The sequence below is a fragment of the Burkholderia sp. AU15512 genome, from assembly GCF_002223325.1.
GTDB lineage: Bacteria > Pseudomonadota > Gammaproteobacteria > Burkholderiales > Burkholderiaceae > Burkholderia.
On sequence record NZ_NKEX01000003.1, the window covers coordinates 110,500 to 134,770 of the forward strand.

A 24,271-nucleotide genomic window follows, 5' to 3' on the forward strand; every position below is an offset into this window, starting at 1 on the left:
GTGTAGAAAGCCATGAAGATTGCGATTGCCGGGGCATCGGGCCGAATGGGCCGGATGCTGATCGAAGCCGTTCTCAACGATGCCGACGCGCAGCTCGTCGGCGCGCTCGACCGCGCCGATTCGCCGTTCCTCGGCCAGGACGCCGGCGCGTTCCTCGGCAAGGAAACCGGGGTCAAGCTGACCGCCGACCTCGACGCCGTGTTCGCGCAGGCCGACACCCTGATCGATTTCACGCGTCCGGAAGGCACGATGGCCCATATCGAGGCCGCGCTGCGCCACGACGTGAAGCTCGTGATCGGCACGACCGGCTTCACCGCCGAGCAGAAGGCCGAGCTGCAGGCCGCGGCGGGCAAGATCGGCATCGTGTTCGCGGCGAACATGAGCGTCGGCGTGAACGTCACGCTGAAGCTGCTCGAATTCGCGGCGAAGCATTTCTCGCACGGCTACGACATCGAGATCATCGAGGCGCATCACCGCCACAAGGTCGATGCGCCGTCGGGCACCGCGCTGATGATGGGCGAAGCCGTCGCCGGCGCGCTCGGTCGCTCGCTCGACGATTGCGCGGTGTACGGCCGCCACGGCGTGACGGGCGAGCGCGATCCGTCGTCGATCGGCTTCGCCGCGGTGCGCGGCGGCGACATCGTCGGCGATCACACCGTGCTGTTCGCCGGGATCGGCGAGCGCATCGAGATCACGCACAAGTCGTCGAGCCGCGTGTCGTACGCGCAGGGCGCGTTGCGCGCGGTCCACTTCCTGTCGGCGCGCGGCGCCGGCCTGTTCGACATGCAGGACGTGCTCGGCCTGCGCTGACACCACGGGGAAACTCCGATGGCGATACCCACCGGCGTTGTCCACTACCTCGAAAGCGGCGATGCGATCACGCATGCCGTCGCCTATGTGCTGCTGGCGATGTCCGTCGCCAGCTGGTGCTTCCTCCTCATGAAAGCCTGGCTCCTGGTTCGCGCGAAGCGGCAGGGGCCGCGCGCGCTCGCCGCGTTCTGGCGCGCGCCGTCGCTCGACGCGGGCATCGCCGCGCTCGCCGGCGCCGATCGCGAGCGCGTGTTCGTGCCGCTCGCCGAAGCCGCGCGCGATGCGGCCGACGACCACGACCCGGCTGCCCTGGCCGCGCGGGTCGAGCGCAGCGAACGCGTGCTGCGCGCGTTGCGGCACGCGATGCTGCGCTCGCAGCGGCGCCTCGAATTCGGCCAGGTGCTGCTCGCGTCGATCGGCAGCACCGCACCGTTCGTCGGGCTGCTCGGCACCGTGTGGGGCATCTACCATGCGCTCGGCAGCATCGCCGCGAGCGGGCAGGCGCAGATCGAGAACGTCGCGGGGCCGGTCGGCGAGGCGCTGATCATGACCGCGTTCGGGCTCGTCGTCGCGATTCCCGCGGTGCTGGCCTACAACATCCTCGGGCGGCTCGTGCGGCAGCTCGCCGAGGAACTCGACGGCTTCGCGCGCGACCTGCACGTGTTCGTGTGCGCGCAGGAAGCCTGACGCGTCCATTCCGGAGGAGCGACCATGGCATTCGGCGGACTCGAGCACCACAAGACGTCCGCGCCGATGGCGGAGATCAACATGACCCCGCTGATCGACGTGATGCTGGTGCTGCTCGTCATCTTCATCATCACCGCGCCGCTGATGACGCACGCGATCCGGCTCGACTTGCCGAAGGTCGCGGCCAGCGTCGCGCGCGACACGCCGCAATCCGTCACCTTGTCGATCGACGACGCGGGCAAGCTGTACTGGGACGACGCGCCGGTCACGCTCGACGCGCTGCCCGCGCGCTTCCGGGCCGCCGCCGCGGGCGGCGCGCCGCCCGAGCTGCGGCTGCGCGCATCGCGGGCGACCCGCTACGACGTGATCGCGCAGGTGATGGGCGCCGCGCAGGCCGCCGGCCTCACGCGGATCGGCTTCGTGACCGACGTGCCGCCGCAGGCGGGCGGTTCCGCGGCGGCGCCCGCCGTGCCGGCCAACCGCTGAGCGGAGCCGGCGGGCCTGTCCCGGCCGCGGGATCGGGCCGCCCCGCCGCAAGACCGGTCGAATGGGCCGGCGCGGGCGGTATAATCAACGTTTTTCCCGGTTGGCAGGCTTTTTTCAGGTAACCCGGAATTTTCCAGGCTACCCGGGCATGCTGCGGGTTACCCGGAAAATGCCCGGAAACCGCGAACAGGTCCGGCAACAGCGAACCTGCAGGTCCGCCGGGCAAGCACGATTTTCGATCCACTCCTGCGCGCGCGCCGTCGCGTCGCTTAAAGCCTAGTCCGAACCACACCATGCACGAGAGATACGTACCCGCCGACGTCGAAGCCGCCGCCCAGGGCGACTGGCGCGCAGCCGATGCCTACAAGACGAAGGAAGATTCGCAGAAGCCGAAGTTCTACTGCGTGTCGATGCTGCCGTACCCGTCCGGCAAGCTGCACATGGGTCACGTGCGCAACTACACGATCAACGACGTGATGTACCGCTATCTGCGGATGAACGGCTACAACACGCTGATGCCGATGGGCTGGGACGCGTTCGGGATGCCGGCCGAGAACGCCGCGATGGCGAACGGCGTGCCGCCCGCGAAGTGGACGTACGACAACATCGACTACATGAAGCGCCAGATGCAGTCGATGGGCCTCGCGATCGACTGGTCGCGCGAAATCGCGACGTGCAAGCCCGACTACTACAAGTGGAACCAGTGGCTGTTCCTGAAGATGCTCGAAAAGGGCATCGCGTACAAGAAGACGGGCACCGTGAACTGGGACCCGGTCGACCAGACCGTGCTCGCGAACGAGCAGGTGATCGACGGCCGCGGCTGGCGCTCGGGCGCGCTCGTCGAGAAGCGCGAGATCCCGATGTACTACCTGCGCATCACGCAGTACGCGGATGAGCTGCTGAACGACCTCGACGGCCTCGGCTGGCCCGAGCGCGTGAAGATCATGCAGCAGAACTGGATCGGCAAGAGCTTCGGCGTGAACTTCGGCTTCCCGTACGAACTCGACGGCGAGAAGAAGCTGCTGCGCGTGTTCACGACGCGCGCCGACACGATCATGGGCGTCACCTTCTGCGCGATCGCGGCCGAGCATCCGCTCGCCACGCGCCTCGCGCAGGACAAGCCCGAACTGCTCGCGTTCATCGACGAATGCAAGCGCGGCGGCGTCGCCGAGGCCGACGTCGCGACGATGGAGAAGAAGGGCGTCGCGACGGGCTTCTCGGTCACGCACCCGCTCACCGGCGAGCCGGTCGAGGTGTGGATCGGCAACTATGTGCTGATGAGCTATGGCGAAGGCGCGGTGATGGGCGTGCCGGGCCACGACGAGCGCGATTTTGCGTTCGCGAAGAAATACGACCTGCCGATCAAGCAGGTGATCTCGGCCGAAGGCCAGCAATACTCGCTCGACGCCTGGCAGGAGTGGTACGGCGACAAGGAAATCGCGGTCTGCGTGAACAGCGGCAAGTACGACGGCCTGCGCTACGCGGAAGCGGTCGACGCGGTCGCGGCCGACCTGAACGCCGGCGGCTTCGGCGACAAGCAGGTCACGTGGCGCCTGCGCGACTGGGGCGTGTCGCGCCAGCGCTACTGGGGCACGCCGATCCCGATCATCCACTGCCCGTCGTGCGGCGACGTGCCGGTGCCCGAGCAGGATCTCCCCGTCGTGCTGCCGGAAGACCTCGTGCCGGACGGCTCGGGCAACCCGCTCGCGAAGTCGGAAGCGTTCCTGAACTGCACGTGCCCGAAGTGCGGCGCGGCGGCCAAGCGCGAAACCGACACGATGGACACCTTCGTCGATTCGTCGTGGTACTTCTCGCGCTACACGGCGCCGGACGCCGAGACGATGGTCGACGCGCGCACCGACTACTGGATGCCGATGGACCAGTACATCGGCGGCATCGAGCACGCGATCCTGCACCTGCTGTACTCGCGCTTCTGGACCAAGGTGATGCGCGACCTCGGCCTCGTGAAGTTCGGCGAGCCGGCGAAGAACCTGCTCACGCAGGGCATGGTGCTGAACGAGACGTACTACCGCGAGGACGCATCGGGCAAGAAGACCTGGTACAACCCGCTCGACGTGACGGTCACGCACGACGACAAGGGCCGCCCGGTCGGCGCGACGCTGAACGCGGACGGCCAGCCGGTCGTGCTCGGCGGCATCGAGAAGATGTCGAAGTCGAAGAACAACGGTGTCGATCCGCAGCTGTTGATCGACCAGTACGGCGCGGATACCGCGCGCCTGTTCACGATGTTCGCCGCGCCGCCCGAGCAGCAGCTCGAGTGGTCGGGTGCGGGCGTCGAAGGCGCGAGCCGCTTCCTGCGCCGCGTGTGGAGCTTCGGTGCGACGAACCGCGAAGCGCTCGCCGCGCGCGCGGGCTTCGATGCGGCCGCGCTCGGCGAAGCCGACAAGGCGCTGCGCCGCGAGATCTACAGCGTGCTGAAGCAGGCCGATTTCGACTACCAGCGCCTGCAGTACAACACGGTCGTGTCGGCCGCGATGAAGATGCTGAACGCGATCGACGGTGCGAAGGGCGCGACGCCCGGCGTGCTGCGTGAAACGTACGGCGTGCTGCTGCGCGTGCTGTACCCGGTCGTGCCGCACGTCACGTTCGAGCTGTGGAAGGCGCTCGGCTACGCGGACGAATTCGGCCCGCTGCTCGACGCACCGTGGCCGAAGGTCGACGAGGCCGCGCTCGAGCAGGCCGAGATCGAACTCGTGCTGCAGGTAAACGGCAAGGTGCGCGGCGCGCTGAAGGTGGCGAAGGACGCGAGCCGCGAGGCGATCGAAGCCGCGGCAGTGGCCGACGACGCGTTCGCGAAGTTCAGCGACGGCAAGCCGGCGAAGAAGATCGTCGTCGTGCCGGGCCGCCTCGTGAACATCGTCGTTTGACGGCCGCCGGCCATCGGACGTACCCAGAAGGAGCGAAGGTGATCCGCAGATCGTTTTTGATGCTCGCTGTCGGCAGCGCGGTTGCGCTGTCGGCATGCGGCTTCCAGTTGCGCGGCCAGCAGGACTACGCGTTCAAGCACCTGCTGATCGCCGGCGCGCCGGCGCCGGTCGAGGCGCGCCTCGTGCGCCTCGTCGAGGCCGGCAGCGACACGAAGATCGTCAAGTCGGCGGACGACGCCGACGCCGTGTTGACCATGTGGGAATCGCGTGGCCAGAACACGCTGACGCTCAACAAGTACGGTTCGGCGCAGGAATACGCGCTCTTCTATACGTTGCGTTATCAGTTGACGAGCAAGGACGGCACCGTGCTGATCCCGCCGAGCGTGATCGCGCTGAACCGTGCGATGACGTACAGCGATCAGTACACGAACGCGAAGGCGCAGGAAGCGGACCTCCTGTACGCCGACATGCAGAGCGACGCGGTCGACCAACTGATGCGCCGTCTCGCGATCGTCCATTCGCTGACGCCGGCACCGGAAGACGTGGTACCGGGCGTCGCACCGCGCGCGCCGCTGCCGCCGCCGCCGCTCTGATCGACGGCGCACGTATCGATGCAACTGCGACTTGATGCGCTGGAGCCGCACCTCGCGAAGGGGGTGGCCGGGCTCTATACCGTCTACGGCGACGAGCCGCTGCTCGCGCAGGAAGCGTGCGACCGCATTCGTGCGGCCGCGCGCGCGGCCGGCTTCACCGAGCGCTCGGTGCATACGGTCGAGCGCGGCTTCGACTGGAGCGTGCTGCTCGGCGCGACCCAGGCGATGTCGCTGTTCGGCGAGCGCCAGCTGATCGAGCTGCGCATTCCGTCGGGCAAGCCCGGCAAGGAAGGCGCCGATGCGCTGAAGACGCTCGCTGCCACGCCGAACCCCGACGCGCTGATGCTCGTCACGCTGCCGCGTCTCGACGCGGCCACGCAGAAATCCGCGTGGTTCACCGCGCTGCAGAACGGCGGCGTCGCGCTGAAGATCGATCCGGTCGACCGCGCGCAGCTGCCGAACTGGATCGGCCAGCGCCTCGCGCTGCAGGGTCAACGCGCCGCGCCCGGCGAGGACGGGCGGCGCGCGCTGCAGTTCATCGCCGAGCGCGTCGAAGGCAACCTGCTCGCCGCGCACCAGGAAATCCAGAAGCTCGGGCTGTTGTATCCGCAGGGTGCGCTGTCGTTCGAGCAGGTGCACGACGCGGTGCTGAACGTTGCGCGTTACGACGTCTTCAAGCTGAACGAAGCCATGCTCGCCGGCGACGCCGCGCGGCTCGCGCGGATGATCGACGGGTTGAAGGGCGAGGGCGAGGCGATCGTGCTCGTGATGTGGGCCGTCGTCGAGGAATTGCGCACGCTGTTGCGGATCAAGCGCGGCACGACGGCCGGCAAGCCGCTGGCAACGCTGCTGCGCGAGAACCGCGTGTGGGGGCCGCGCGAGCGGCTGATCGGTCCCGCGCTGAATCGCGTGTCCGAAGCCGTGCTCGAGAAGGCGCTCGCGTTTGCCGCGAAGCTCGACCGTCAGGTCAAGGGGCTCACGGCCGTCGCGCCGGGCCGTCGTACGCAGGACGAACCGCCTCCCGATCCGTGGGACGGGCTGTTCCAGCTCGCGATGACGGTGGCCGGTGCCCGCGGCGAGCGACCGCCGACCGCGGGGCGCGTGCGACGCTAAGTCCCGTTCGGGCCTTCAGCGCGCGCTGCGCAACCCGCTTACAATGTCTCGATAGCTGGCGCGGCCCTCCGGCCGCCGCCGCTCACGCTTCCCCACGAATTCATGCCGCCCCGCGCGGCGCGCTTCTCGAGTCACACGATGGATATCGATCAGTACATGACCGACCTGGGCCGTCGCGCCCGGCACGCTTCCCGCGCGATGGCGCGCGCCAGCACGGCCGCGAAGAACGCGGCGCTCGACGCCGTGGCGCGCGCGATCGAACGCGACGCACAGGTGCTGAAGGACGCGAATGCCCGCGATGTCGCCCGTGCCCGTGAAAAGGGGCTCGATGCGGCGTTCGTCGATCGCCTGACGCTGTCGGACAAGGCGCTGAAGACGATGGTCGAAGGCTTGCGCCAGGTGGCGTCGCTGGCCGATCCGATCGGCGAGATCAGCAACCTCAAGTACCGCCCGAGCGGCATCCAGGTCGGCCAGATGCGGGTGCCGCTCGGCGTGATCGGCATCATCTACGAATCGCGCCCGAACGTGACGATCGACGCGGCCGCGCTGTGCCTGAAGTCGGGCAACGCGACGATCCTGCGCGGCGGCTCCGAAGCGCTCGAATCGAACGCGGCGCTCGCGAAGCTGATCGGCGAAGGGCTCGAGGCAGCCGGCCTGCCGCAGGACGCGGTACAGGTCGTCGCGACGGCCGATCGCGCGGCGGTCGGCAAGCTGATCACGATGACCGAATACGTCGACGTGATCGTGCCGCGCGGCGGCAAGAGCCTGATCGAGCGCCTGATCAACGAGGCGCGCGTGCCGATGATCAAGCACCTCGACGGCATCTGCCACGTGTACGTCGACGATCGCGCCGATCTCGCCAAGGCGCTGACCGTCTGCGACAACGCGAAGACGCACCGCTACGGCACCTGCAACACGATGGAGACGCTGCTCGTCGCGAGCGGTGTCGCGGCAACGCTGCTGCCGCCGCTCGGCAAGCTGTATCGCGACAAGCAGGTCGAGCTGCGCGTCGATGCGGCCGCGCGCGCGGTGCTCGCCGATGCGGGCGTCGGTCCGCTCGTCGACGCCACCGAGGAAGACTGGCACACCGAGTATCTCGCGCCGGTGCTCGCGATCAAGGTCGTCGACGGCCTCGACGCCGCGATCGAGCACATCAATCACTACGGCTCGCACCACACGGACGCGATCGTCACCGAGGATCACGACCGCGCGATGCGGTTCCTGCGCGAGGTCGATTCGGCGAGCGTGATGGTCAACGCATCGACGCGCTTCGCGGACGGCTTCGAATTCGGCCTCGGCGCGGAAATCGGCATCTCGAACGACAAGCTGCACGCACGCGGCCCCGTCGGCCTGGAAGGCTTGACGTCGCTGAAGTACGTCGTGCTCGGACACGGCGAAGGCCGCCAATAAACAGCGAGGCGCACAATCGATGGCGATGCTCTGGGTCAAGACGTTCCATATCGTTCTGATCGCCGCGTGGTTTGCAGGGTTGTTCTACCTGCCGCGCATCTACGTAAACCTGGCCATGGAAACCGATCCGGCCGCCGTGCGTCGCCTGCTGCTGATGGCGCGCAAGCTGTTCCGCTTCATGACGATGATCGCGGTGCCGGCGCTGGCCTGCGGGCTGTGGCTCTGGCTGTCGATCGGCATCGGGCAGGGGCAGGGCTGGATTCACGCGAAGGTGACGGTCGTGCTGCTGCTGATCGTCTATCACGCGTATTGCGGGCATCTACTGCGAGTGTTCGAGCGCGGCGAGAACCGCCGCACCGACAAGTGGTATCGCGTGTTCAACGAGCTGCCGGTGCTCGGCATGCTCGCGGCGGTCGCGCTGGTCGTGATCAAGCCGTTCTGAGCGGCATGGCCGGCGAGGTTGCCGGCGCTGTCTGACACGCAACGGCGCCCCGCGGGGCGCCGTTTGTCGTTTACGGTTCGTGCGCGCGGTCGGTGCGGCGTCTGCTCAATCCTTCGTGCCGTCGTCGATCCGGCGGCGCGTGATCGCCTCCTTCGCGCGGCCGACCCGTTCCATCAGTGCTGGGCCGCGCGACAGCGCGACGCCGACCGCGAGGATGTCGCCGATCGCGAGATGCGACATCCGCGACGTCATCGGCGAGAACACGTCGGTTTCCTCCGCGACGTTCGACGCGAGACTCACCGTCGCGAGCTTCGCGAGCGGCGAATGGCTCTGCGTGATCGCGACGACCTTCGCGCCGCACGCGAGCGCGGAGCGTGCGGCGTCGACGATGTCGCGCGTGCGGCCGGTGTTCGAGATCGCAACGACGACGTCGTGCGGGCCGAGCAGCGCCGACGACATCGAGAACGTGTGCGGATCCGAATACGCGACGCTCGGCACGCCGAGCCGGAAGAACTTGTGCTGGATGTCCTGCGCGGCGATACCCGAGCCGCCGGCGCCGTAGAACTCGATTCGCGACGCGTTCGACAACAGCCCGATCGCCTCGGCGACGCTGCCGGCGGACAGGCTGTTGCGCACCTCGATCAGTGCGCCGATCGTGCGGTCGAACACCTTGCCGATGATGCCGGGCGCCGGTTCGTCGGGCTCGACGTCGCGATAGACCGACGACACGCCCGGCGCGACGCTCTGCGCGAGCCGGATCTTGAATTCGCGAAAGCCGCTGCAGCCGAGCGCCTGGCAGAAACGGGCGATCGTCGGCTGGCTGACGCCCGCGCGCGTCGACAGCTCGGTCATCGCGAGGTCGAGCACCTCGCGCGGCGCGGCGAGGATGTAGTCGGCGAGCTTGCGCTCGGACGGGCGCAACTCGGCGCGGATCGCTTCAATGCGGGGCAGCATGGGACGGCAGGCAGAAATCGGGTTCGGATGAGCGAGTGTATCGCAATCGAATTGTAGAAAATCTACAAGAAAATACTAGCGCGGATACGGTGCTTTCAGTGAGGTGGATTAGGGTTTTCACTAAGTATCGCCTTGCTGGTAGCGGGAATGGGGGTTGCGGGTCGACGAATCCGCATTGCATGCTTGTAGTTTTTCTACTAGACTGGCTTCGTTCTGTCGACGCATTCGACCGTCCCCACGATTCCAACCGCCGGTGTCGGCCGGCATACAGGAGCGCCCAGCATGACGTCGCTGCACCCCACTCTGGCGAAGGTCACCGAACGCGTGATCGCCCGCAGCCAATCGACCCGTTCCGCCTATCTGCAGCGCATCGACGGCGCGCAGGGCAAGTTCCCGGCACGCGGCGCGCTATCGTGCGCGAACCTCGCGCACGGCTTCGCCGGCCTCGAGGGTAACGACAAGTTCTCGATCAAGGCGATCCGCGAGCCGAACATCGGCATCGTGTCCTCGTACAACGAGATGCTGTCCGCGCACGCGCCGTACAAGGATTTCCCCGAGATCATCAAGGCGGCCGCGCGCGAGAACGGCGGGGTCGCGCAGTTCGCGGGCGGCGTGCCGGCGATGTGCGACGGCGTCACGCAGGGCAACCCGGGGATGGAGCTGTCGCTGTTCTCGCGCGAGGCGATCGCGATGGGCACGGCGATCGCGCTCACGCACAACATGTTCGACGCCGCGCTCTGCCTCGGCATCTGCGACAAGATCGTGCCGGGCCTGCTGATCGGCGCGCTGCAGTTCGGCCACCTGCCGACGATCTTCGTGCCGGCCGGCCCGATGACGAGCGGCCTGTCGAACGACGACAAGGCGAAGATCCGCCAGCAGTTCGCGACCGGCCAGGTCGGCCGCGACGCGCTGCTCGAAGCCGAATCCGCCGCCTATCACGGCCACGGCACCTGCACGTTCTACGGCACCGCGAACAGCAACCAGATGCTGATGGAGCTGATGGGGCTGCACCTGCCGGGCTCGGCATTCGTCCACCCGCACACGCCGCTGCGCACCGCGCTCACCGCCGAGGCTGCGCGCCGCGTGCTCGACCTGACCGTCGAGCGGGGCCACTACACGCCGATCGGCCACGTGATCGACGAGAAGGCGATCGTCAACGGGATCGTCGCGCTGCTCGCGACGGGCGGCTCGACCAACCACACGCTGCACCTCGTCGCGATCGCGCGCGCGGCCGGCATCCTGATCGACTGGAACGATTTCGACGAACTGTCGGCCGTCGTGCCGCTGCTCGCGAAGATCTACCCGAACGGCAAGGCCGACGTGAACCATTTCCACGCGGCGGGCGGCGTGGCCTTCCTGGTCCGCAACCTGCTCGAAGGCGGGCTGCTGCACGAGGACGTGACGACGGTCGCCGGCAAGGGTCTCGCGCACTACACGAAGGAGCCGAAGCTGATCGACGGCAAGCTGACGTGGGTCGACGGCGCGGCCGAGAGCCACGACACGAAGGTGCTGCGCGGCATCCGCGACCCGTTCCAGCCGGACGGCGGCCTGCGCCTGATGCAGGGCCGCCTCGGCCGCGGCGTGATCAAGATTTCGGCGGTCGCGCCCGAGCACCGCAAGGTGACCGCGCCCGCGATCGTGTTCGATTCGCAGGAAGCCGTGCAGGAAGCATTCGATCGCGGCGAGCTGAAGCGCGATTTCGTCGCGGTGGTGCGCTTCCAGGGCGCGCGCGCGAACGGGATGCCCGAGCTGCACCGTTTGACGCCGCTGCTCGGCGTGCTGCAGGATCAGGGCTTCCACGTCGCGCTGGTCACCGACGGCCGCATGTCGGGCGCGTCGGGCAAGGTGCCGGCCGTGATCCACGTGTCGCCGGAAGCGCTGCTGGCTGGCCCGCTCGGCAAGGTGAAGACGGGCGATACGCTCGTGATCGACGCGGAAGCCGGTGTGCTCGACATCGAGGTCGACGCCGCCGAGTGGCAGGCGCGCCCGGTCGCGCAGCCGCTGCACCAGGCCGAGAACGAGGTCGGTTTCGGGCGTGAACTGTTCGGCGTGTTCCGTGCGGCCGCCGCGCCGGCCGAGCAGGGCGCATCGGTTTTCGGCGCGCTGGTCGGCGAAACGGCCGCCCACGTCGCCGCATGAATTTCAAGGAGCCAATTCAATGAAGACGATTGCTGAAATCGTGAAGCTGGGCCCGGTCATCCCGGTGCTCGCATTCGACTCGGTCGAGCAGGGCGAACACGTGTCGCGTGCACTGCACGCAGGCGGCGTGAAGGTGCTCGAGATCACACTGCGCACGCCGGCCGGCCTGGAGGCGATCCAGCGCGCCAGCCAGCTCGCGGACGACATCGTCGTCGGCGTCGGCACGATCACGAAGCCCGAGCATTGCGAGCAGGCCAAGCGCGCGGGGGCGAAGTTCGGCGTGTCGCCGGGCCTGACGAAGGAGCTGCACCTCGCGTCGCTCGACGCGGGCCTGCCGCTGCTGCCCGGCGTGATGACGCCGAGCGACATCATCCAGGCGCTCGAATTCGGCTACGAGATCGTGAAGTTCTTCCCCGCGCAGCAAGCGGGCGGCGTGCCGATGCTGCAGGCGTTCCACGGCCCGTTCCCGGCGCTGAAGTTCTGCCCGACCGGCGGCATCACCGTCGAAACCGCGCCGAATTTCCTGAAACTGCCGAACGTCGTGTGCGTCGGCGGCTCGTGGCTCACGCCGAAAGCCGCGCTCGCCGCGCAGGACTGGGCCGAAGTCACGCGCCTCGCGCAAGCCGCGAGCCAGCTTCCCCGATAAGACTTGTACGAGATGACGGTTCAGCCCTCGGAAAGCGAGCCTTAGTGCTTGTTTTACCGAGGGTTTTTGCTGATGGAACCGGTTCTATCCGTGGACCGTAAAGATAAGTAAAATTCAGCGTCCTGACGGGGTGGGTACCCCCCGTGTTTCGGAGACCTGCATAGCCGGGCATACTCGCAACAACTCGCCCGGTTCGAACAATTCTAGGAGGAGTGCCACATGGGGGCTGTCCAAGGCAGCATGCTGCTCGTATTCACGCTGATCGCGATTGCCGCGCTGATCCTGATGATCGCGCGCTACAAGATCTACCCGTTCCTGGTGCTGATCATCGTTTCGCTCGGCCTCGGCCTGGTCGTCGGCATGCCGATGGACAAGATCGTCAAGTCGTTCGAGACAGGCACCGGCGGTACGCTCGGCCACATCGCGATCGTCGTCGGCCTCGGCACGATGCTCGGCAAGATGATGGCCGAATCGGGCGGCGCCGAACGGATCGCGACCACGCTGATCGACTGGTTCGGTGAAAAGAACATCCACTGGGCGATGATGTTCGTCGCGATCATCGTCGGCCTGCCGGTGTTCTTCGAAGTCGGCTTCGTGCTGCTGATCCCGATCGCGTTCAACGTCGCGAAGCGCACCGGCAAGTCGCTGCTCGTCGTCGGCCTGCCGATGGTGGCCGGCCTGTCCGTCGTGCACGGCCTGATCCCGCCGCACCCGGCCGCGCTGCTGGCCGTTCAGCAATACGGCGCCGATATCGGCAAGACGATCGCGTTCGGCCTGATCGTCGGCGTGCCGACCGCGATCATCGCGGGCCCGCTGTTCGCGCTGACGATCTCGAAGTTCGTGAAGCTGCCTGAGAACAACCCGCTCGCCGCGCAGTTCGTCGACTCGCGCGCGAACGGTGAAAAGCGCGAACTGCCGAGCTTCGGCATCACGCTGTTCACGATCCTGCTGCCCGTCGTGCTGATGCTCGTCGGCAGCTGGGCCGACCTGGTGTTCACGCCGAAGTCGCTGCCGAACAACCTGCTGCGCTTTGCCGGCAACTCGGACGTCGCGCTGCTGATCGCCGTGCTCGTGAGCTTCTTCACGTTCGGCAAGCTGCAGGGCTTCAACCGCGACCAGATCCAGAAGTTCTGCGGCGAGTGCCTGGCACCGATCGCGGGCATCACGCTGATCGTCGGCGCGGGCGGCGGCTTCGGCGGCGTCCTGCGCGACAGCGGAATTTCGCAGCAGATCGTCGAGACCGCGAAGCACGCGCACCTGTCGCCGCTGCTGCTCGGCTGGTTCGTCGCCGCGCTGATGCGTCTCGCGACGGGTTCGGCGACGGTCGCGATGACGACGGCCTGCGGCATCGTCGCGCCGATCGCGGCGGCATCCGGCGCGGCGGTCAGCCCGGAACTGCTGGTGCTCGCCACCGGCTCGGGCTCGCTGATCTTCTCGCACGTGAACGACGGCGGCTTCTGGCTGATCAAGGAATACTTCGGGATGACGGTCGGTCAGACGTTCAAGACCTGGTCGTTGCTCGAAACGATCATCTCGGTGCTCGGCCTCGGCTTTACACTGCTGCTGAGCATGGTTCTGTAACAAGGGGTAGTCAATGATTCTGATCGCAATGGGCGTGTCGGGCGCCGGCAAGTCGCTGATCGGCGAAATGCTGGCGGAACGCCTGTCGTGCAGCTATACCGATGGCGACGCGTTTCACAGCGCGGCGAACAAGGAGAAGATGCACAACGGCATTCCGCTGACCGACGACGACCGCTGGCCGTGGCTGCGCACGATCCGCGCGGCCATCGAGGAAAAGCAGCGGGCCGGTGAGACGGCCGTGTTCACGTGCTCGTCGCTGAAGCGGTCGTACCGCGACGTGCTGCGCGGCACCGACACCGACGTGCGGTTCGTGTATCTGAAGGGTTCGTTCGAGGTGTTGCACGAGCGCCTGAAGAGCCGCACCGGCCATTTCTTCGATCCGTCGCTGCTGAAGAGCCAGCTCGACACGCTCGAGGAGCCGGGCCCGGACGAAGCGATCGAGGTCAGCATCGAGCTGACGCCCGAGCAGATCGTCGATCAGGTCATGCTGAAGATCGGTATCGCGCAGCAGCACTGAGCGCGGTTCGCGGCAATCGTCATGAAAAAGGCGCCTTCGGGCGCCTTTTTCGTTGGCGGCGCGTCGTCGCGGGCCGGTCAGGCCGCGGGCGCCTGCTTCGCGATGCCGTCGAGCAGCACGTCGAGCATCGTGTCGTGCACGGCTGCCGGATCGAGCTGCGCATAGAGCGGGGCGGCCGCCTTGACGAGCGGATGCGCGGCGTCGGACAGCGCTGCCATTTCCGCGAGCTCGACATCGTTCGCGGCGCGCGTGAGGCCGCCGGCTTCGGCCGCGGCCAGCCCGATCACGCTCGCATACCAGCCGACGCACACCGACGGCAGCGCCGCGCGCGGGATGCCGGCGTCGGCCAGCGCGCGATGCACGGCCTCGATGTGCGCGAGATCGGCCGGCCCGGTGCTCATGTGCCGCTGCAGCAGCGCGAACGCCGCCGGGTAGCGCAGCGCGAGCGCGCGGTACTGGCGTGCGAGGTCGCGCAGCCGTTCGCGCCACGGCAGCGCGGCGTCGACCGGCACGAGCGAGCGCGACAGCGCGTTCGCGATCGCGCGGCTCAGGCCTTCCTTCGACTTGAAGTGGTACAGCACGCTCATCGGGTCGCAGCCGACCGACTGCGCGAGCTTGCGCACGCTGAACGCGGCTTCGCCGACGTCTTCGAGCAGCGCGAGCGCGGCCGCGACGATCGCATCCTTGTCGAGGCCGCGCGGGCCCTGGGCGGGTTTGTCTTTCATCGATGCGGGCTGGCGGGCCGATATGGCACCGGCTGTAAACTTGACGAAAGCTTATTCTACACTGTAGAATTATTTCTGCGGTGTAGAAATTGGGTGTCCCGGCACCTTTCAATACGTGCTTTCGCACAGTCCGGGATCCAGGCGGCACGAGCGTGCTGCCGTCAACACGGGCCATCACGCCCCTTTATCTCGTTGACACCCATGTGGAACCGGCTGCCCCACCCGCGAAGCCTCGAAGCAACGAGGCCCTTCGACAGGCGGCCCAAGACCATGCAAGTGCAATCATGACTTCCAGCAACACCCCCCTGATCCAGGGCGAAGCGCGTTTCGAGCAAACGCAACTGAACATCGAAAAAGACAACTGGAACTGGTGCGACCCGGCCCGCTACGACGGCGAGCGCCCGGCGAACTGGTATGAAGCGTCGCTGTCGCGCCATGCGAACAGCGCGCCGCTCGCGCACGATGCCGTCTGCGACGTGCTCGTGATCGGCGCGGGCCTGCTCGGCGCATCGGCCGCGCTGCATCTCGCGGAAGCGGGCGTCGACACGATCCTCGTCGACAAGCATCACGTCGGCTCGGCCGCGTCGGGCCGCAACGGCGGGCAACTGACGCCCGGCCTCGCGCGCTGGGAAGCCGCCGACATGATCGACTACCTGTCGCACGACGACGCGAAGCGGCTGTGGCGCTTCGCATCGGCCGAATCGATGGACCTGATCGATGCGATCGGCGCACGTTACGCGCTCGAGCTCGACCGCAAGCGCGGCCACATCACCGCGGCGGTCCACCCGGGCCACATGAGCGCGCTGCTGGACGGCGCGGATGCGCGCCGTCACCTCGGCGACGCGGGCGTGACGCTCGTCGGCCGCCATCAGTTGCATGACGACTACGTGCGCTCGGGGCTGTATCACGGCGCGGCGATCGACGCGATAGGCGGGCAGATTCATCCGCTCGCGCTGGTGCGCGGCCTCGTGCACGGCTTCCGGCTGAACGGCGGCGCGCTGTTCGAGGGCACCGAGGTGCTCGAGCTCGACGAGACGCCGGAGGGCGTCGTCGCGACGACGCCGGGCGGCACGATCACCGCGCGCCGCGGCGTCGTGCTCGCGCTGCACAACACGACGTTCCGGCTGCTCGACGACGGCGCGGCGACCACGGTGCCGTTCTTTACGTACGTGAGCGTGACGGCGCCGCTCGAGGTCGACGTCGCGACGCTGATGCCGGCCGGCATGCCCGTGTACGACACGCAGTTCCAGATCGACTATTACCGGCCGGTCCGCGGCAACCGCCTGCTGTTCGGCGGGCAGGGCACCGGCAGTTGCTGGGCGCAGCCGGACGTGAACGCGTACCTGCTGACGCGGTTGAACACGGTGTTCCCGCAGCATGACGGCGGGTTCGCGCTCGACTACTGCTGGAGCGGTGTCAGCGACTTCACGCTGAACGGCGCGACCGACAGTCGCAAGACCGACGGCCGTGTGCCGATGTACATGGTGCAGGGCTGGAGCGGCCACGGCGTCGCGCAGACGGTGCGGATCGGCAAGGCGATCTGCGACGATTTCGTCGGACGCAACGACGATTTCTCGATGCTGACCGGCATCGACCATCGCGCGATTCCGCTCGGCCGCCAGTTGTCGCCGATCGCGATTCCCGCCGCGAAGGCCGCGATGAGCGTGATGAGCGCGCTCAACCCGGGGCGAATGATCTCGTTCTGATACTGCCGCGCAGGCAACGAAAAAGCCCGATGCGATTGCTCGCATCGGGCTTTTTTACGTGCGCAGACGGCGGCGCTTACGCGATCCGCTTCGCGAGTTCGACGGCCTTGCCGATATACGACGCCGGCGTCATCGCGAGCAGGAGATCCTTCGCCTCTTGCGGGATCGCGAGCGTGCCGACGAACTCCTGCAGCGCTTCGCGCGTGATGCCCTTGCCGCGCGTCAGTTCCTTCAGCTGCTCGTACGGGTTCTCGATGCCGTAGCGGCGCATCACCGTCTGCACCGGCTCGGCGAGCACTTCCCAGCAGTTGTCGAGGTCTTCGTTCAGGCGCTGCGGGTTCACTTCGAGCTTGTCGAGGCCGCGGATCAGAGAGTCGTACGCGAGCAGCGAGTAGCCGAGCGCGACGCCCATGTTGCGCAGCACCGTCGAGTCGGTCAGGTCGCGCTGCCAGCGCGACACCGGCAGCTTGTCGGCGAGGTGGCGCAGCGTCGCGTTCGCGAGGCCGAGGTTGCCTTCCGAGTTCTCGAAGTCGATCGGGTTGACCTTGTGCGGCATCGTCGACGAGCCGATTTCACCGGCCTTCGTCTTCTGCTTGAAGTAGCCGACCGAGATATAGCCCCACACGTCGCGGTCGAGGTCGAGCAGGATCGTGTTCGCGCGCGCCACGGCGTCGAACAGCTCGGCCATGTAGTCGTGCGGCTCGATCTGGATCGTGTACGGGTTGAACGTGAGCTTCAGGCGGTTCTCGATCACGTCGCGCGAGAACGCTTCCCAGTCGAATTCCGGATACGCCGACAGGTGCGCGTTGAAGTTGCCGACCGCGCCGTTCATCTTGCCGAGGATCTCGACCTTCTCGATGCGCGTGATCGCACGGGCGAGGCGGGCCGCGACGTTCGCGAGTTCCTTGCCGAGCGTCGTCGGGCTGGCCGGCTGGCCGTGCGTGCGCGACAGCATCGGCTGCTCGGCGTGCGCGTGCGCGAGTGCGACGAGGCGCTGGTAGACCGTGCGCAGCGCCGGCAGGATCACGTGTTCGCGCGCGCCGGCGAGCATCATGCCGTGCGACGTGTTGTTGATGTCTTCCGACGTGCACGCGAAGTGGATGAATTCGCTGGCCTTTTCGAGTTCTTCCTGGCCCTTCACCGATTCCTTCAGCCAGTATTCGACGGCCTTCACGTCGTGGTTCGTCACGCGCTCGATGTCCTTGATGCGGGCGGCGTCGTGCGCGGTGAAGCGCTCGGCGAGCTGCAGCAGGAACTGTTCGGACGCATCGGAGAAGCGCGGGACTTCCGCGAAGCCGGCGCGCGACAGCGCGATCAGCCAGTGCACCTCGACGGTGACGCGGTGGCGCATGAAGGCGGCTTCGGAGAGCCAGTCGCGCAGCGCTTCGGTCTTGCTGGCGTAGCGGCCGTCGATGGGCGAAAGCGCGGTGAGGGCAAAAAGCGTATCGGGACGAGTGTCGGACATGATCGGGCGGGCCTTGGGGCCGGGTCGAGCGAGGGGAGGGAGAATCCGGCATTTTACCATCGGCGCGGCACGATCCCGGCCGCGCGCGGCCGGCGGGCGCTGCCGCGTGCCGATACCGCGCCGGCGCCCGTGCGCGGCGGGGCGCCGGGCCGCTCGCCGCACCGCCGGCCGGGGCCGCCCGCCGGTAGAATGCAGGCTTCTTCCCGACCGCCGCCCGCCGCGCCCGCCTGCATGGAACTGAAATGGCTCGAAGACTTCGTCTCGCTCGCGGAAACGCGCAGCTTTAGCCGGTCCGCCGAGCTGCGGCACGTGTCGCAGCCGGCGTTTTCGCGGCGCATCCAGGCGCTCGAGGCATGGCTCGCGACCGAACTGATCGATCGTTCGGTCTATCCGACGCGGCTCACGCAGGCCGGGCAGATCTTCTACGAGCAGGCGCTGACGATGTTGTCGCAGGCGCACGAGGCGCGCACGCTGCTGCGCGGCCACGTCGGCGCGCCGGTGCCGACGATCGAGTTCGCGGTGCCGCATACGCTGTCGCTCACGTATTTCCCGCGCTGGCTGCAGCGGATCGAGGCGAAGATGGGCCAGGTCCACACGCGGCTGCGCGCGCTGAACGTGCACGACGCGGTGTTGTCGCTCGTCGAGGGCGGCTGCGATCTCGTGATGGGCTACCACCATCCGAGCCATCCGGTCGCGCTCGACCCGGCGCGCTACGACATGCTGATCCTCGGCAGCGAGCCGATCAGCCCGTTCTCGGCGCCGGGCCGCGCGGGGCGGCCGCGCTATACGCTGCCCGGCACCGCCGACGCGCGCGTGCCGTACCTGTCCTATACGCCGAACGCGTATCTCGGCCGGATGACGGAAGTCATCGTCGCGAATGCGACGACACCGCTGTTCCTCGATCGCGTTTACGAGACCGACATGGCCGAAGGGCTGAAGGCGATGGCGCTCGCGGGCCACGGGGTCGCGTTCCTGCCGCACAGTGCGGTCGAGGATGCGGTCGCGGGCGGCCGCCTGATCCGGCTCGACCGGTCGGTGCGCGGCGGCGCGCACCCGTTCACGCTGACGATGGAGATCCGGCTGTACTGCGACAAGCTCGCGCTGCAGGGCGACGATCCCCGCCAGAAGCTCGTGCGTGCGCTGTGGGACGTCGTGCGCGACGAATTGCGCGAAACCGCGGGTTAACCGTGGGCGGTTAACCGCCAGCCTGCTGTCGTCGAGCTTGCGAAGCCTGTCGGACGGCTGTCCGGCGGCCGTCCCGCCACCAGGAAACACGATTTTTCACGCACGCGATGCACGATCGATCGCGTGCGTTCTTGCGCAAATCGACCGCAGATTTGCGAATAATCGCGATCATGCAAGAAACGCATAATCGAATAAGCAAACGGCATTGGATAAAAAAAACGGGTTTTTCGACAATGTGCGCACCTGTTGACCGTTGGAGCATCCATGTCTTCGCAATTGCAGTCCATCCCGTCCTACCTGCACGCCGACGATCTCGGCCCGTGGGGCAACTATCTTCAGCAAGTCGATCGCGTCGCGCCGTACCTCGGCTCGCTGTCGCGCTGGCTCGAAACGCTGAAGCGCCCGAAGCGCATCCTGATCGTCGACTGCCCGATCGAGCTCGATAACGGTACCGTCGCGCACTTCGAAGGCTATCGCGTGCAGCACAACGTGTCGCGCGGCCCGGGCAAGGGCGGCGTGCGTTACCACCAGGACGTGACGCTGTCGGAAGTGATGGCACTGTCCGCATGGATGTCGGTCAAGAACGCGGCCGTGAACGTGCCGTACGGCGGCGCGAAGGGCGGTATCCGCGTCGACCCGCGCAAGCTGTCGCGTGGTGAGCTCGAGCGCGTGACGCGCCGCTACACCAGCGAAATCGGCATCATCATCGGCCCGAACACCGATATTCCGGCGCCGGACGTCAACACCAACGAACAGGTGATGGCGTGGATGATGGACACGTACTCGATGAACCAGGGCCAGACGTCGACCGGCGTCGTGACCGGCAAGCCGATCGCACTCGGCGGTTCGCTCGGCCGCAAGGAAGCAACGGGCCGCGGCGTGTTCGTCGTCGGCAGCGAAGCGGCGAAGAAGAAGGGCCTCGAGATCGAAGGCGCACGCATCGCGGTGCAGGGCTTCGGCAACGTCGGCGGCATCGCGGCGAAGCTGTTCCAGGAAGCCGGTGCGAAGGTGATCGCGGTGCAGGATCACACGGGCACGATCTACCAGCCGGCCGGTCTGGATTCGAACAAGCTGCTCGACCACGTCGCACGCACGGGCGGCGTCGCGGGCTTCGAAGGCGCCGAGCCGATGCCGAATGACGAGTTCTGGACCGTCGAAACCGACATCCTGATCCCGGCGGCACTGGAAAACCAGATCACCGAGAAGAACGCAGGGAAGATCCGCACGAAGATCATCGTCGAAGGCGCGAACGGCCCGACGACGACGGCGGCGGACGACATCCTGACCGCGAACGGCGTGCTGGTGATCCCGGACGTGATCGCGAACGCGGGTGGCGTGACCGTGTCGTACTTCGAATGGGTGCAGGATTTCTCGAGCTTCTTCTGGACGGAAGACGAGATCAACCACCGTCTCGAACGCGTGATGCGCGAAGCGTTCTCCGGCGTGTGGGCGGTCGCGGAAGAGCACAAGGTGTCGGTGCGTACCGCGGCGTTCATCGTTGCGTGCAAGCGCATCCTGATGGCGCGCGAAATGCGCGGCCTCTACCCCTGATCGGCGGTTGCCGATTTCAGATCGGTTGACTACGATCAATCCATGACGCAATCCATCCGGTTGCGTGCATGAACCCTCGCGGGCGGTGCCGAATCCGGCATCGCCCGCGCGCGCATTCGGGCGCCGGAAGGGGCGCGCGAAGCCGGGAGGAAGGCTTCGCGCGGCGCGATGCGCAGTGCGGTAAACAACCAGTACTTTCAAAAATATTACTTTGATACACTGGCGCGGGTTTTAGCCAAGGAGATGACCAAAATGAAATACCAAAAGGCAGTCCTGATGTTCGCGGCGCTTTGCGCGTTCGCAAGCGGCGCGCATGCTCAGGAGACGGGCACGCTGAAGAAGATCAAGGACACGGGCGTGATCGCGCTGGGGCACCGCGAATCGTCGATTCCGTTCTCCTACTACGACCAGAACCAGCAGGTGGTCGGCTATTCGCGCGAATTCCAGCTGAAGGTGGTCGATGCGGTGAAGAAGAAGCTGAACCTGCCGAACCTGCAGGTGAAGAACATTCCGGTCACGTCGCAGAACCGCATCCCGCTCGTGCAGAACGGCACGGTCGACATCGAGTGCGGCTCGACCACCAACAACGTCGAGCGCCAGCAACAGGCTGCGTTCTCCGACACGATCTTCGTGATCGGCACGCGCCTGATGACGAAGAAGGATTCGGGCGTCAAGGATTTCGCCGACCTGAAGGGCAAGACGGTCGTGACCACCGCCGGCACGACGTCGGAGCGCCTGCTGCGCAAGATGAACAACGACAAGCAGCTCGGCATGAACATCATCAGCGCGAAGGATCACGGCGATTCGTTCAATACGCTGGAATCGGGCCGCGCGGTCGCGTTCATGATGGATGACGCGCTGCTCGCGGGCGAACGCGCGAAGGCGAAGCAGCCGGGCGAGTGGGTGATCGTCGGCACGCCGCAATCGGAAGAGGCGTACGGCTGCATGATGCGCAAGGGCGATGCGGACTTCAAGAAGGTCGTCGACGACGCGATCTCGCAAGTCGAGAAGTCGGGCGAAGCCGCGAAGATCTACGCGAAGTGGTTCGAGAACCCGATCCCGCCGAAGGGGCTGAACCTGAACTTCCCGCTGTCCGATTCGATGAAGAAGCTGTACGCGAACCCGAACGACAAGGCGCTCGACTGACCGCACGGCCGTTGATGCAGAAATGACGCTAATGAGACGGAAGAGGCCCCGCTTCTTCCGTCTCTTTTTGCTGGAGTCTTGCCCATGTCTTACCACTGGAACTGGGGCATCTTCCTGAGCCCCGTATCGACCGGCGAGCCGACGACTTATTTCGGATGGCTGATGTCCGGCTTCTGGGTGACCATCGAAGTGTCGCTCGTCGCCTGGGTCATCGCGCTGATCGTCGGTTCGCTGTTCGGCGTGCTGCGCACCGTGCCGAACAAATGGCTGTCCGCGATCGGCACCCTGTACGTGTCGATCTTCCGGAACATTCCGCTGATCGTGCAGTTCTTCGTCTGGTATCTCGTGATACCGGAGCTGCTGCCCGCGTCGATCGGCACCTGGATCAAGCAGTTGCCGCCCGCCACGCAGTTCTTTACCGCGTCGATCATCTGTCTCGGCCTGTTCACGGGCGCGCGCGTGTGCGAACAGGTGCGCTCGGGGATCAACGCGCTGCCGAAGGGCCAGCGCGCCGCCGGTCTTGCGATGGGTTTCACGCAATGGCAGACGTACCGCTACGTGCTGCTGCCCGTTGCGTACCGGATCATCGTGCCGCCGCTCACGTCGGAATTCCTGAACATCTTCAAGAACTCCGCCGTCGCGTCGACGATCGGCCTGCTCGACCTGTCCGCGCAGGCGCGCCAGCTCGTCGACTACACCGCGCAGACGTATGAGTCGTTCATCGCGGTGACGCTCGCCTACGTGATCATCAACCTCGTCGTGATGGCGTTCATGCGCTGGATCGAAGGCCGTACGCGGCTGCCCGGCTATATCGGAGGCAAGTGATGCATCAGTTCGACTGGAGTAGTATTCCCGGCGCGCTGCCGACGCTGTGGACGGGGGCGGTCGTCACGTTCCAGATTACGCTGATCGCGATCGTGGTCGGGATCGTCTGGGGCACGCTGCTCGCGCTGATGCGGCTGTCGGGCGTGACGCCGCTCGCGTGGTTCGCGAAAGCGTACGTGACGGTGTTCCGCTCGATCCCGCTCGTGATGGTGCTGCTGTGGTTCTTCCTGATCGTGCCGCAGCTGCTGCAGGGCGTGCTCGGGTTGTCGCCGACGATCGACATCCGTCTCGCGTCGGCGATGGTCGCGTTCTCGCTGTTCGAAGCCGCGTATTATTCCGAGATCATCCGCGCCGGCATCCAGGCGGTGCCGCGCGGGCAGGTGAACGCCGCGTTCGCGCTCGGCATGAACTACGCGCAGGCGATGCGCCTCGTGATCCTGCCGCAGGCGTTCCGCGCGATGGTGCCGCTGCTGCTCACGCAGGCGATCGTCCTGTTCCAGGATACGTCGCTCGTGTACGTGATCAGTCTCGCGGACTTCTTCCGCACGGCGGCCAACATCGGCGATCGCGACGGCACGACCGTCGAGATGGTCCTGTTCGCCGGTGCATGCTATTTCGTGATTTGCTCGTTGGCGTCTGCTCTCGTCAAGGGTCTCCAGAAAAAGGTCACAAGATGATTTCCATCAAGAACGTTTCGAAGTGGTACGGCCAGTTTCAGGTCCTCACCGACTGCACGACCGAGGTCAAGAAGGGTGAAGTGGTTGTCGTGTGCGGCCCGTCGGGCTCGGGCAAGTCGACGCTGATCAAGACCGTCAACGGCCTGGAGCCGTTCCAGCAGGGCGAGATCCTCGTGAACGGCCAGTCGGTCGGCGACAAGAAAACCAACCTGTCGAAGCTGCGCTCGAAGGTCGGGATGGTGTTCCAGCATTTCGAGCTGTTCCCGCACCTGTCGATCACCGAGAACCTGACGCTCGCGCAGGTCAAGGTGCTTGGCCGCGGCAAGGACGAAGCGAACGAGAAGGGCATGAAGCTGCTCGACCGCGTCGGTCTGAAGGCGCACGCGCACAAGTTCCCGGGCCAGCTGTCGGGCGGCCAGCAGCAGCGTGTCGCGATCGCGCGTGCGTTGTCGATGGACCCGATCGCAATGCTGTTCGACGAGCCGACGTCCGCGCTCGATCCCGAGATGATCAACGAAGTGCTCGACGTGATGGTCGAACTCGCGCAGGAAGGGATGACGATGATGGTCGTCACGCACGAGATGGGCTTCGCGAAGAAGGTCGCGCATCGCGTGATCTTCATGGACAAGGGCGCAATCGTGGAAGACGACCGCAAGGACGATTTCTTCTCGAATCCGAAATCGGAGCGCGCGAAGGACTTCCTCGCGAAGATCCTGCACTGAGCG

At 66.5% G+C, this 24,271-nt stretch carries 22 protein-coding genes; 19 read left to right on the forward strand and 3 right to left on the reverse strand.

Annotation, left to right across the window (positions count from 1 at the left end):
- Nucleotides 1-12: 12 nt before the first annotated feature.
- From dapB to CFB43_RS03095, 8 genes are all read left to right on the forward strand, one after another.
- A complete protein-coding gene (gene dapB, locus CFB43_RS03060; RefSeq protein ID WP_089424479.1) occupies nucleotides 13-810 on the forward strand; it encodes a 4-hydroxy-tetrahydrodipicolinate reductase in 798 nt (265 codons plus the stop codon).
- Nucleotides 811-828: 18 nt separating this feature from the next.
- Nucleotides 829-1,497 (forward strand): MotA/TolQ/ExbB proton channel family protein, encoded by a 669-nt coding sequence (locus CFB43_RS03065; RefSeq protein ID WP_059528793.1) that lies wholly within the window; start codon nucleotides 829-831, stop codon nucleotides 1,495-1,497.
- Nucleotides 1,498-1,521: 24 nt separating this feature from the next.
- On the forward strand, nucleotides 1,522-1,983 hold the full coding sequence (locus CFB43_RS03070; protein WP_089494089.1) for an ExbD/TolR family protein: 462 nt from the start codon (nucleotides 1,522-1,524) through the stop codon (nucleotides 1,981-1,983).
- 293 nt (nucleotides 1,984-2,276) lie between these two features.
- Nucleotides 2,277-4,871 carry a leucine--tRNA ligase gene (leuS, locus tag CFB43_RS03075; protein WP_089494090.1) on the forward strand — a complete coding sequence of 865 codons (2,595 nt, stop codon included), beginning with the start codon at nucleotides 2,277-2,279 and terminating at the stop codon, nucleotides 4,869-4,871.
- A gap of 38 nt (nucleotides 4,872-4,909) precedes the next feature.
- Nucleotides 4,910-5,464, forward strand: coding sequence for an LPS-assembly lipoprotein LptE (locus tag CFB43_RS03080; protein ID WP_089494091.1), 555 nt, complete (start codon nucleotides 4,910-4,912; stop codon nucleotides 5,462-5,464).
- Between the two features lie 18 nt (nucleotides 5,465-5,482).
- Nucleotides 5,483-6,577: a DNA polymerase III subunit delta gene (gene holA / locus CFB43_RS03085; RefSeq protein ID WP_089494092.1), complete on the forward strand. Its 1,095-nt coding sequence runs from the start codon at nucleotides 5,483-5,485 to the stop codon at nucleotides 6,575-6,577.
- Nucleotides 6,578-6,715: 138 nt separating this feature from the next.
- Nucleotides 6,716-7,987, forward strand: a complete 1,272-nt coding sequence (locus CFB43_RS03090) for a glutamate-5-semialdehyde dehydrogenase (protein ID WP_089472143.1) — start codon at nucleotides 6,716-6,718, stop codon at nucleotides 7,985-7,987.
- Nucleotides 7,988-8,006: 19 nt separating this feature from the next.
- Entirely contained in the window at nucleotides 8,007-8,429 is a 423-nt protein-coding gene (locus CFB43_RS03095; RefSeq protein WP_011350935.1) for a CopD family protein, read from the forward strand.
- 105 nt (nucleotides 8,430-8,534) lie between these two features.
- Here the strand turns inward: CFB43_RS03095 and CFB43_RS03100 are convergent, their stop codons facing one another.
- Nucleotides 8,535-9,383, reverse strand: a complete 849-nt coding sequence (locus CFB43_RS03100; RefSeq protein ID WP_089424485.1) for a MurR/RpiR family transcriptional regulator — start codon at nucleotides 9,381-9,383, stop codon at nucleotides 8,535-8,537.
- A gap of 282 nt (nucleotides 9,384-9,665) precedes the next feature.
- Here CFB43_RS03100 and edd point away from each other — a divergent pair, with 282 nt between their 5' ends.
- The 4 genes from edd (at nucleotide 9,666) to CFB43_RS03130 (ending at nucleotide 14,266) form a co-directional block, all read left to right on the forward strand.
- Nucleotides 9,666-11,522, forward strand: a complete 1,857-nt coding sequence (gene edd / locus CFB43_RS03110; protein WP_071333915.1) for a phosphogluconate dehydratase — start codon at nucleotides 9,666-9,668, stop codon at nucleotides 11,520-11,522.
- 19 nt (nucleotides 11,523-11,541) lie between these two features.
- Entirely contained in the window at nucleotides 11,542-12,168 is a 627-nt protein-coding gene (gene eda / locus CFB43_RS03115; RefSeq protein ID WP_011350938.1) for a bifunctional 4-hydroxy-2-oxoglutarate aldolase/2-dehydro-3-deoxy-phosphogluconate aldolase, read from the forward strand.
- Nucleotides 12,169-12,387: 219 nt separating this feature from the next.
- Complete coding sequence (locus tag CFB43_RS03125) at nucleotides 12,388-13,749, forward strand: GntP family permease (RefSeq protein WP_089472146.1); 1,362 nt, start codon at nucleotides 12,388-12,390, stop codon at nucleotides 13,747-13,749.
- 13 nt (nucleotides 13,750-13,762) lie between these two features.
- On the forward strand, nucleotides 13,763-14,266 hold the full coding sequence (locus CFB43_RS03130) for a gluconokinase (protein ID WP_047851621.1): 504 nt from the start codon (nucleotides 13,763-13,765) through the stop codon (nucleotides 14,264-14,266).
- A 77-nt stretch (nucleotides 14,267-14,343) separates the two neighbouring features.
- On the opposite strand, the gene CFB43_RS03135 is transcribed toward CFB43_RS03130, so the two are convergent.
- The gene (locus CFB43_RS03135) at nucleotides 14,344-14,991 is read right to left on the reverse strand and encodes a TetR/AcrR family transcriptional regulator (protein WP_089424490.1); all 648 of its coding nucleotides are present in this window, start codon (nucleotides 14,989-14,991) and stop codon (nucleotides 14,344-14,346) included.
- Between the two features lie 284 nt (nucleotides 14,992-15,275).
- Here CFB43_RS03135 and CFB43_RS03140 point away from each other — a divergent pair, with 284 nt between their 5' ends.
- Nucleotides 15,276-16,697: an NAD(P)/FAD-dependent oxidoreductase gene (locus tag CFB43_RS03140; RefSeq protein ID WP_089494093.1), complete on the forward strand. Its 1,422-nt coding sequence runs from the start codon at nucleotides 15,276-15,278 to the stop codon at nucleotides 16,695-16,697.
- 76 nt (nucleotides 16,698-16,773) lie between these two features.
- Here the strand turns inward: CFB43_RS03140 and purB are convergent, their stop codons facing one another.
- Nucleotides 16,774-18,162 carry an adenylosuccinate lyase gene (gene purB, locus CFB43_RS03145; protein WP_089439230.1) on the reverse strand — a complete coding sequence of 463 codons (1,389 nt, stop codon included), beginning with the start codon at nucleotides 18,160-18,162 and terminating at the stop codon, nucleotides 16,774-16,776.
- 231 nt (nucleotides 18,163-18,393) lie between these two features.
- On the opposite strand from purB, the gene CFB43_RS03150 reads away from it, so the two are divergent.
- The 6 genes from CFB43_RS03150 to CFB43_RS03175 all read left to right on the forward strand — a co-directional run bounded on the left by CFB43_RS03150 (nucleotide 18,394) and on the right by CFB43_RS03175 (nucleotide 24,268).
- Nucleotides 18,394-19,347, forward strand: a complete 954-nt coding sequence (locus CFB43_RS03150) for a LysR substrate-binding domain-containing protein (protein ID WP_089424492.1) — start codon at nucleotides 18,394-18,396, stop codon at nucleotides 19,345-19,347.
- A gap of 264 nt (nucleotides 19,348-19,611) precedes the next feature.
- Nucleotides 19,612-20,898, forward strand: coding sequence for a Glu/Leu/Phe/Val family dehydrogenase (locus CFB43_RS03155; RefSeq protein WP_011350945.1), 1,287 nt, complete (start codon nucleotides 19,612-19,614; stop codon nucleotides 20,896-20,898).
- A gap of 252 nt (nucleotides 20,899-21,150) precedes the next feature.
- The gene (locus tag CFB43_RS03160) at nucleotides 21,151-22,044 is read left to right on the forward strand and encodes a glutamate/aspartate ABC transporter substrate-binding protein (protein WP_179243611.1); all 894 of its coding nucleotides are present in this window, start codon (nucleotides 21,151-21,153) and stop codon (nucleotides 22,042-22,044) included.
- Between the two features lie 84 nt (nucleotides 22,045-22,128).
- A complete protein-coding gene (locus CFB43_RS03165) occupies nucleotides 22,129-22,869 on the forward strand; it encodes an amino acid ABC transporter permease (protein WP_089494094.1) in 741 nt (246 codons plus the stop codon).
- Nucleotides 22,869-23,546 carry a glutamate/aspartate ABC transporter permease GltK gene (gene gltK, locus CFB43_RS03170; protein WP_089439233.1) on the forward strand — a complete coding sequence of 226 codons (678 nt, stop codon included), beginning with the start codon at nucleotides 22,869-22,871 and terminating at the stop codon, nucleotides 23,544-23,546. Before CFB43_RS03165 ends, gltK begins: the two co-directional genes overlap by 1 nt.
- Nucleotides 23,543-24,268 (forward strand): amino acid ABC transporter ATP-binding protein, encoded by a 726-nt coding sequence (locus tag CFB43_RS03175; protein ID WP_011350949.1) that lies wholly within the window; start codon nucleotides 23,543-23,545, stop codon nucleotides 24,266-24,268. The genes gltK and CFB43_RS03175 overlap by 4 nt, the downstream gene beginning before the upstream one ends.
- Nucleotides 24,269-24,271 lie beyond the last annotated feature (3 nt).

Coding starts and splice junctions, on each gene's coding strand:
- leuS (WP_089494090.1), top strand. CDS start 2,277: ATGCACGAGAGATACGTACCCGCCGACGTCGAAGCCGCCGCCCAGGGC.
- CFB43_RS03160 (WP_179243611.1), top strand. CDS start 21,151: ATGAAATACCAAAAGGCAGTCCTGATGTTCGCGGCGCTTTGCGCGTTC.
- CFB43_RS03090 (WP_089472143.1), top strand. CDS start 6,716: ATGGATATCGATCAGTACATGACCGACCTGGGCCGTCGCGCCCGGCAC.
- CFB43_RS03150 (WP_089424492.1), top strand. CDS start 18,394: ATGGAACTGAAATGGCTCGAAGACTTCGTCTCGCTCGCGGAAACGCGC.
- dapB (WP_089424479.1), top strand. CDS start 13: ATGAAGATTGCGATTGCCGGGGCATCGGGCCGAATGGGCCGGATGCTG.
- CFB43_RS03095 (WP_011350935.1), top strand. CDS start 8,007: ATGGCGATGCTCTGGGTCAAGACGTTCCATATCGTTCTGATCGCCGCG.
- CFB43_RS03130 (WP_047851621.1), top strand. CDS start 13,763: ATGATTCTGATCGCAATGGGCGTGTCGGGCGCCGGCAAGTCGCTGATC.
- gltK (WP_089439233.1), top strand. CDS start 22,869: ATGCATCAGTTCGACTGGAGTAGTATTCCCGGCGCGCTGCCGACGCTG.
- CFB43_RS03070 (WP_089494089.1), top strand. CDS start 1,522: ATGGCATTCGGCGGACTCGAGCACCACAAGACGTCCGCGCCGATGGCG.
- CFB43_RS03155 (WP_011350945.1), top strand. CDS start 19,612: ATGTCTTCGCAATTGCAGTCCATCCCGTCCTACCTGCACGCCGACGAT.
- CFB43_RS03065 (WP_059528793.1), top strand. CDS start 829: ATGGCGATACCCACCGGCGTTGTCCACTACCTCGAAAGCGGCGATGCG.
- holA (WP_089494092.1), top strand. CDS start 5,483: ATGCAACTGCGACTTGATGCGCTGGAGCCGCACCTCGCGAAGGGGGTG.
- purB (WP_089439230.1), bottom strand. CDS start 18,162: ATGTCCGACACTCGTCCCGATACGCTTTTTGCCCTCACCGCGCTTTCG.
- CFB43_RS03175 (WP_011350949.1), top strand. CDS start 23,543: ATGATTTCCATCAAGAACGTTTCGAAGTGGTACGGCCAGTTTCAGGTC.
- eda (WP_011350938.1), top strand. CDS start 11,542: ATGAAGACGATTGCTGAAATCGTGAAGCTGGGCCCGGTCATCCCGGTG.
- CFB43_RS03135 (WP_089424490.1), bottom strand. CDS start 14,991: ATGAAAGACAAACCCGCCCAGGGCCCGCGCGGCCTCGACAAGGATGCG.
- CFB43_RS03140 (WP_089494093.1), top strand. CDS start 15,276: ATGACTTCCAGCAACACCCCCCTGATCCAGGGCGAAGCGCGTTTCGAG.
- edd (WP_071333915.1), top strand. CDS start 9,666: ATGACGTCGCTGCACCCCACTCTGGCGAAGGTCACCGAACGCGTGATC.
- CFB43_RS03165 (WP_089494094.1), top strand. CDS start 22,129: ATGTCTTACCACTGGAACTGGGGCATCTTCCTGAGCCCCGTATCGACC.
- CFB43_RS03100 (WP_089424485.1), bottom strand. CDS start 9,383: ATGCTGCCCCGCATTGAAGCGATCCGCGCCGAGTTGCGCCCGTCCGAG.
- CFB43_RS03125 (WP_089472146.1), top strand. CDS start 12,388: ATGGGGGCTGTCCAAGGCAGCATGCTGCTCGTATTCACGCTGATCGCG.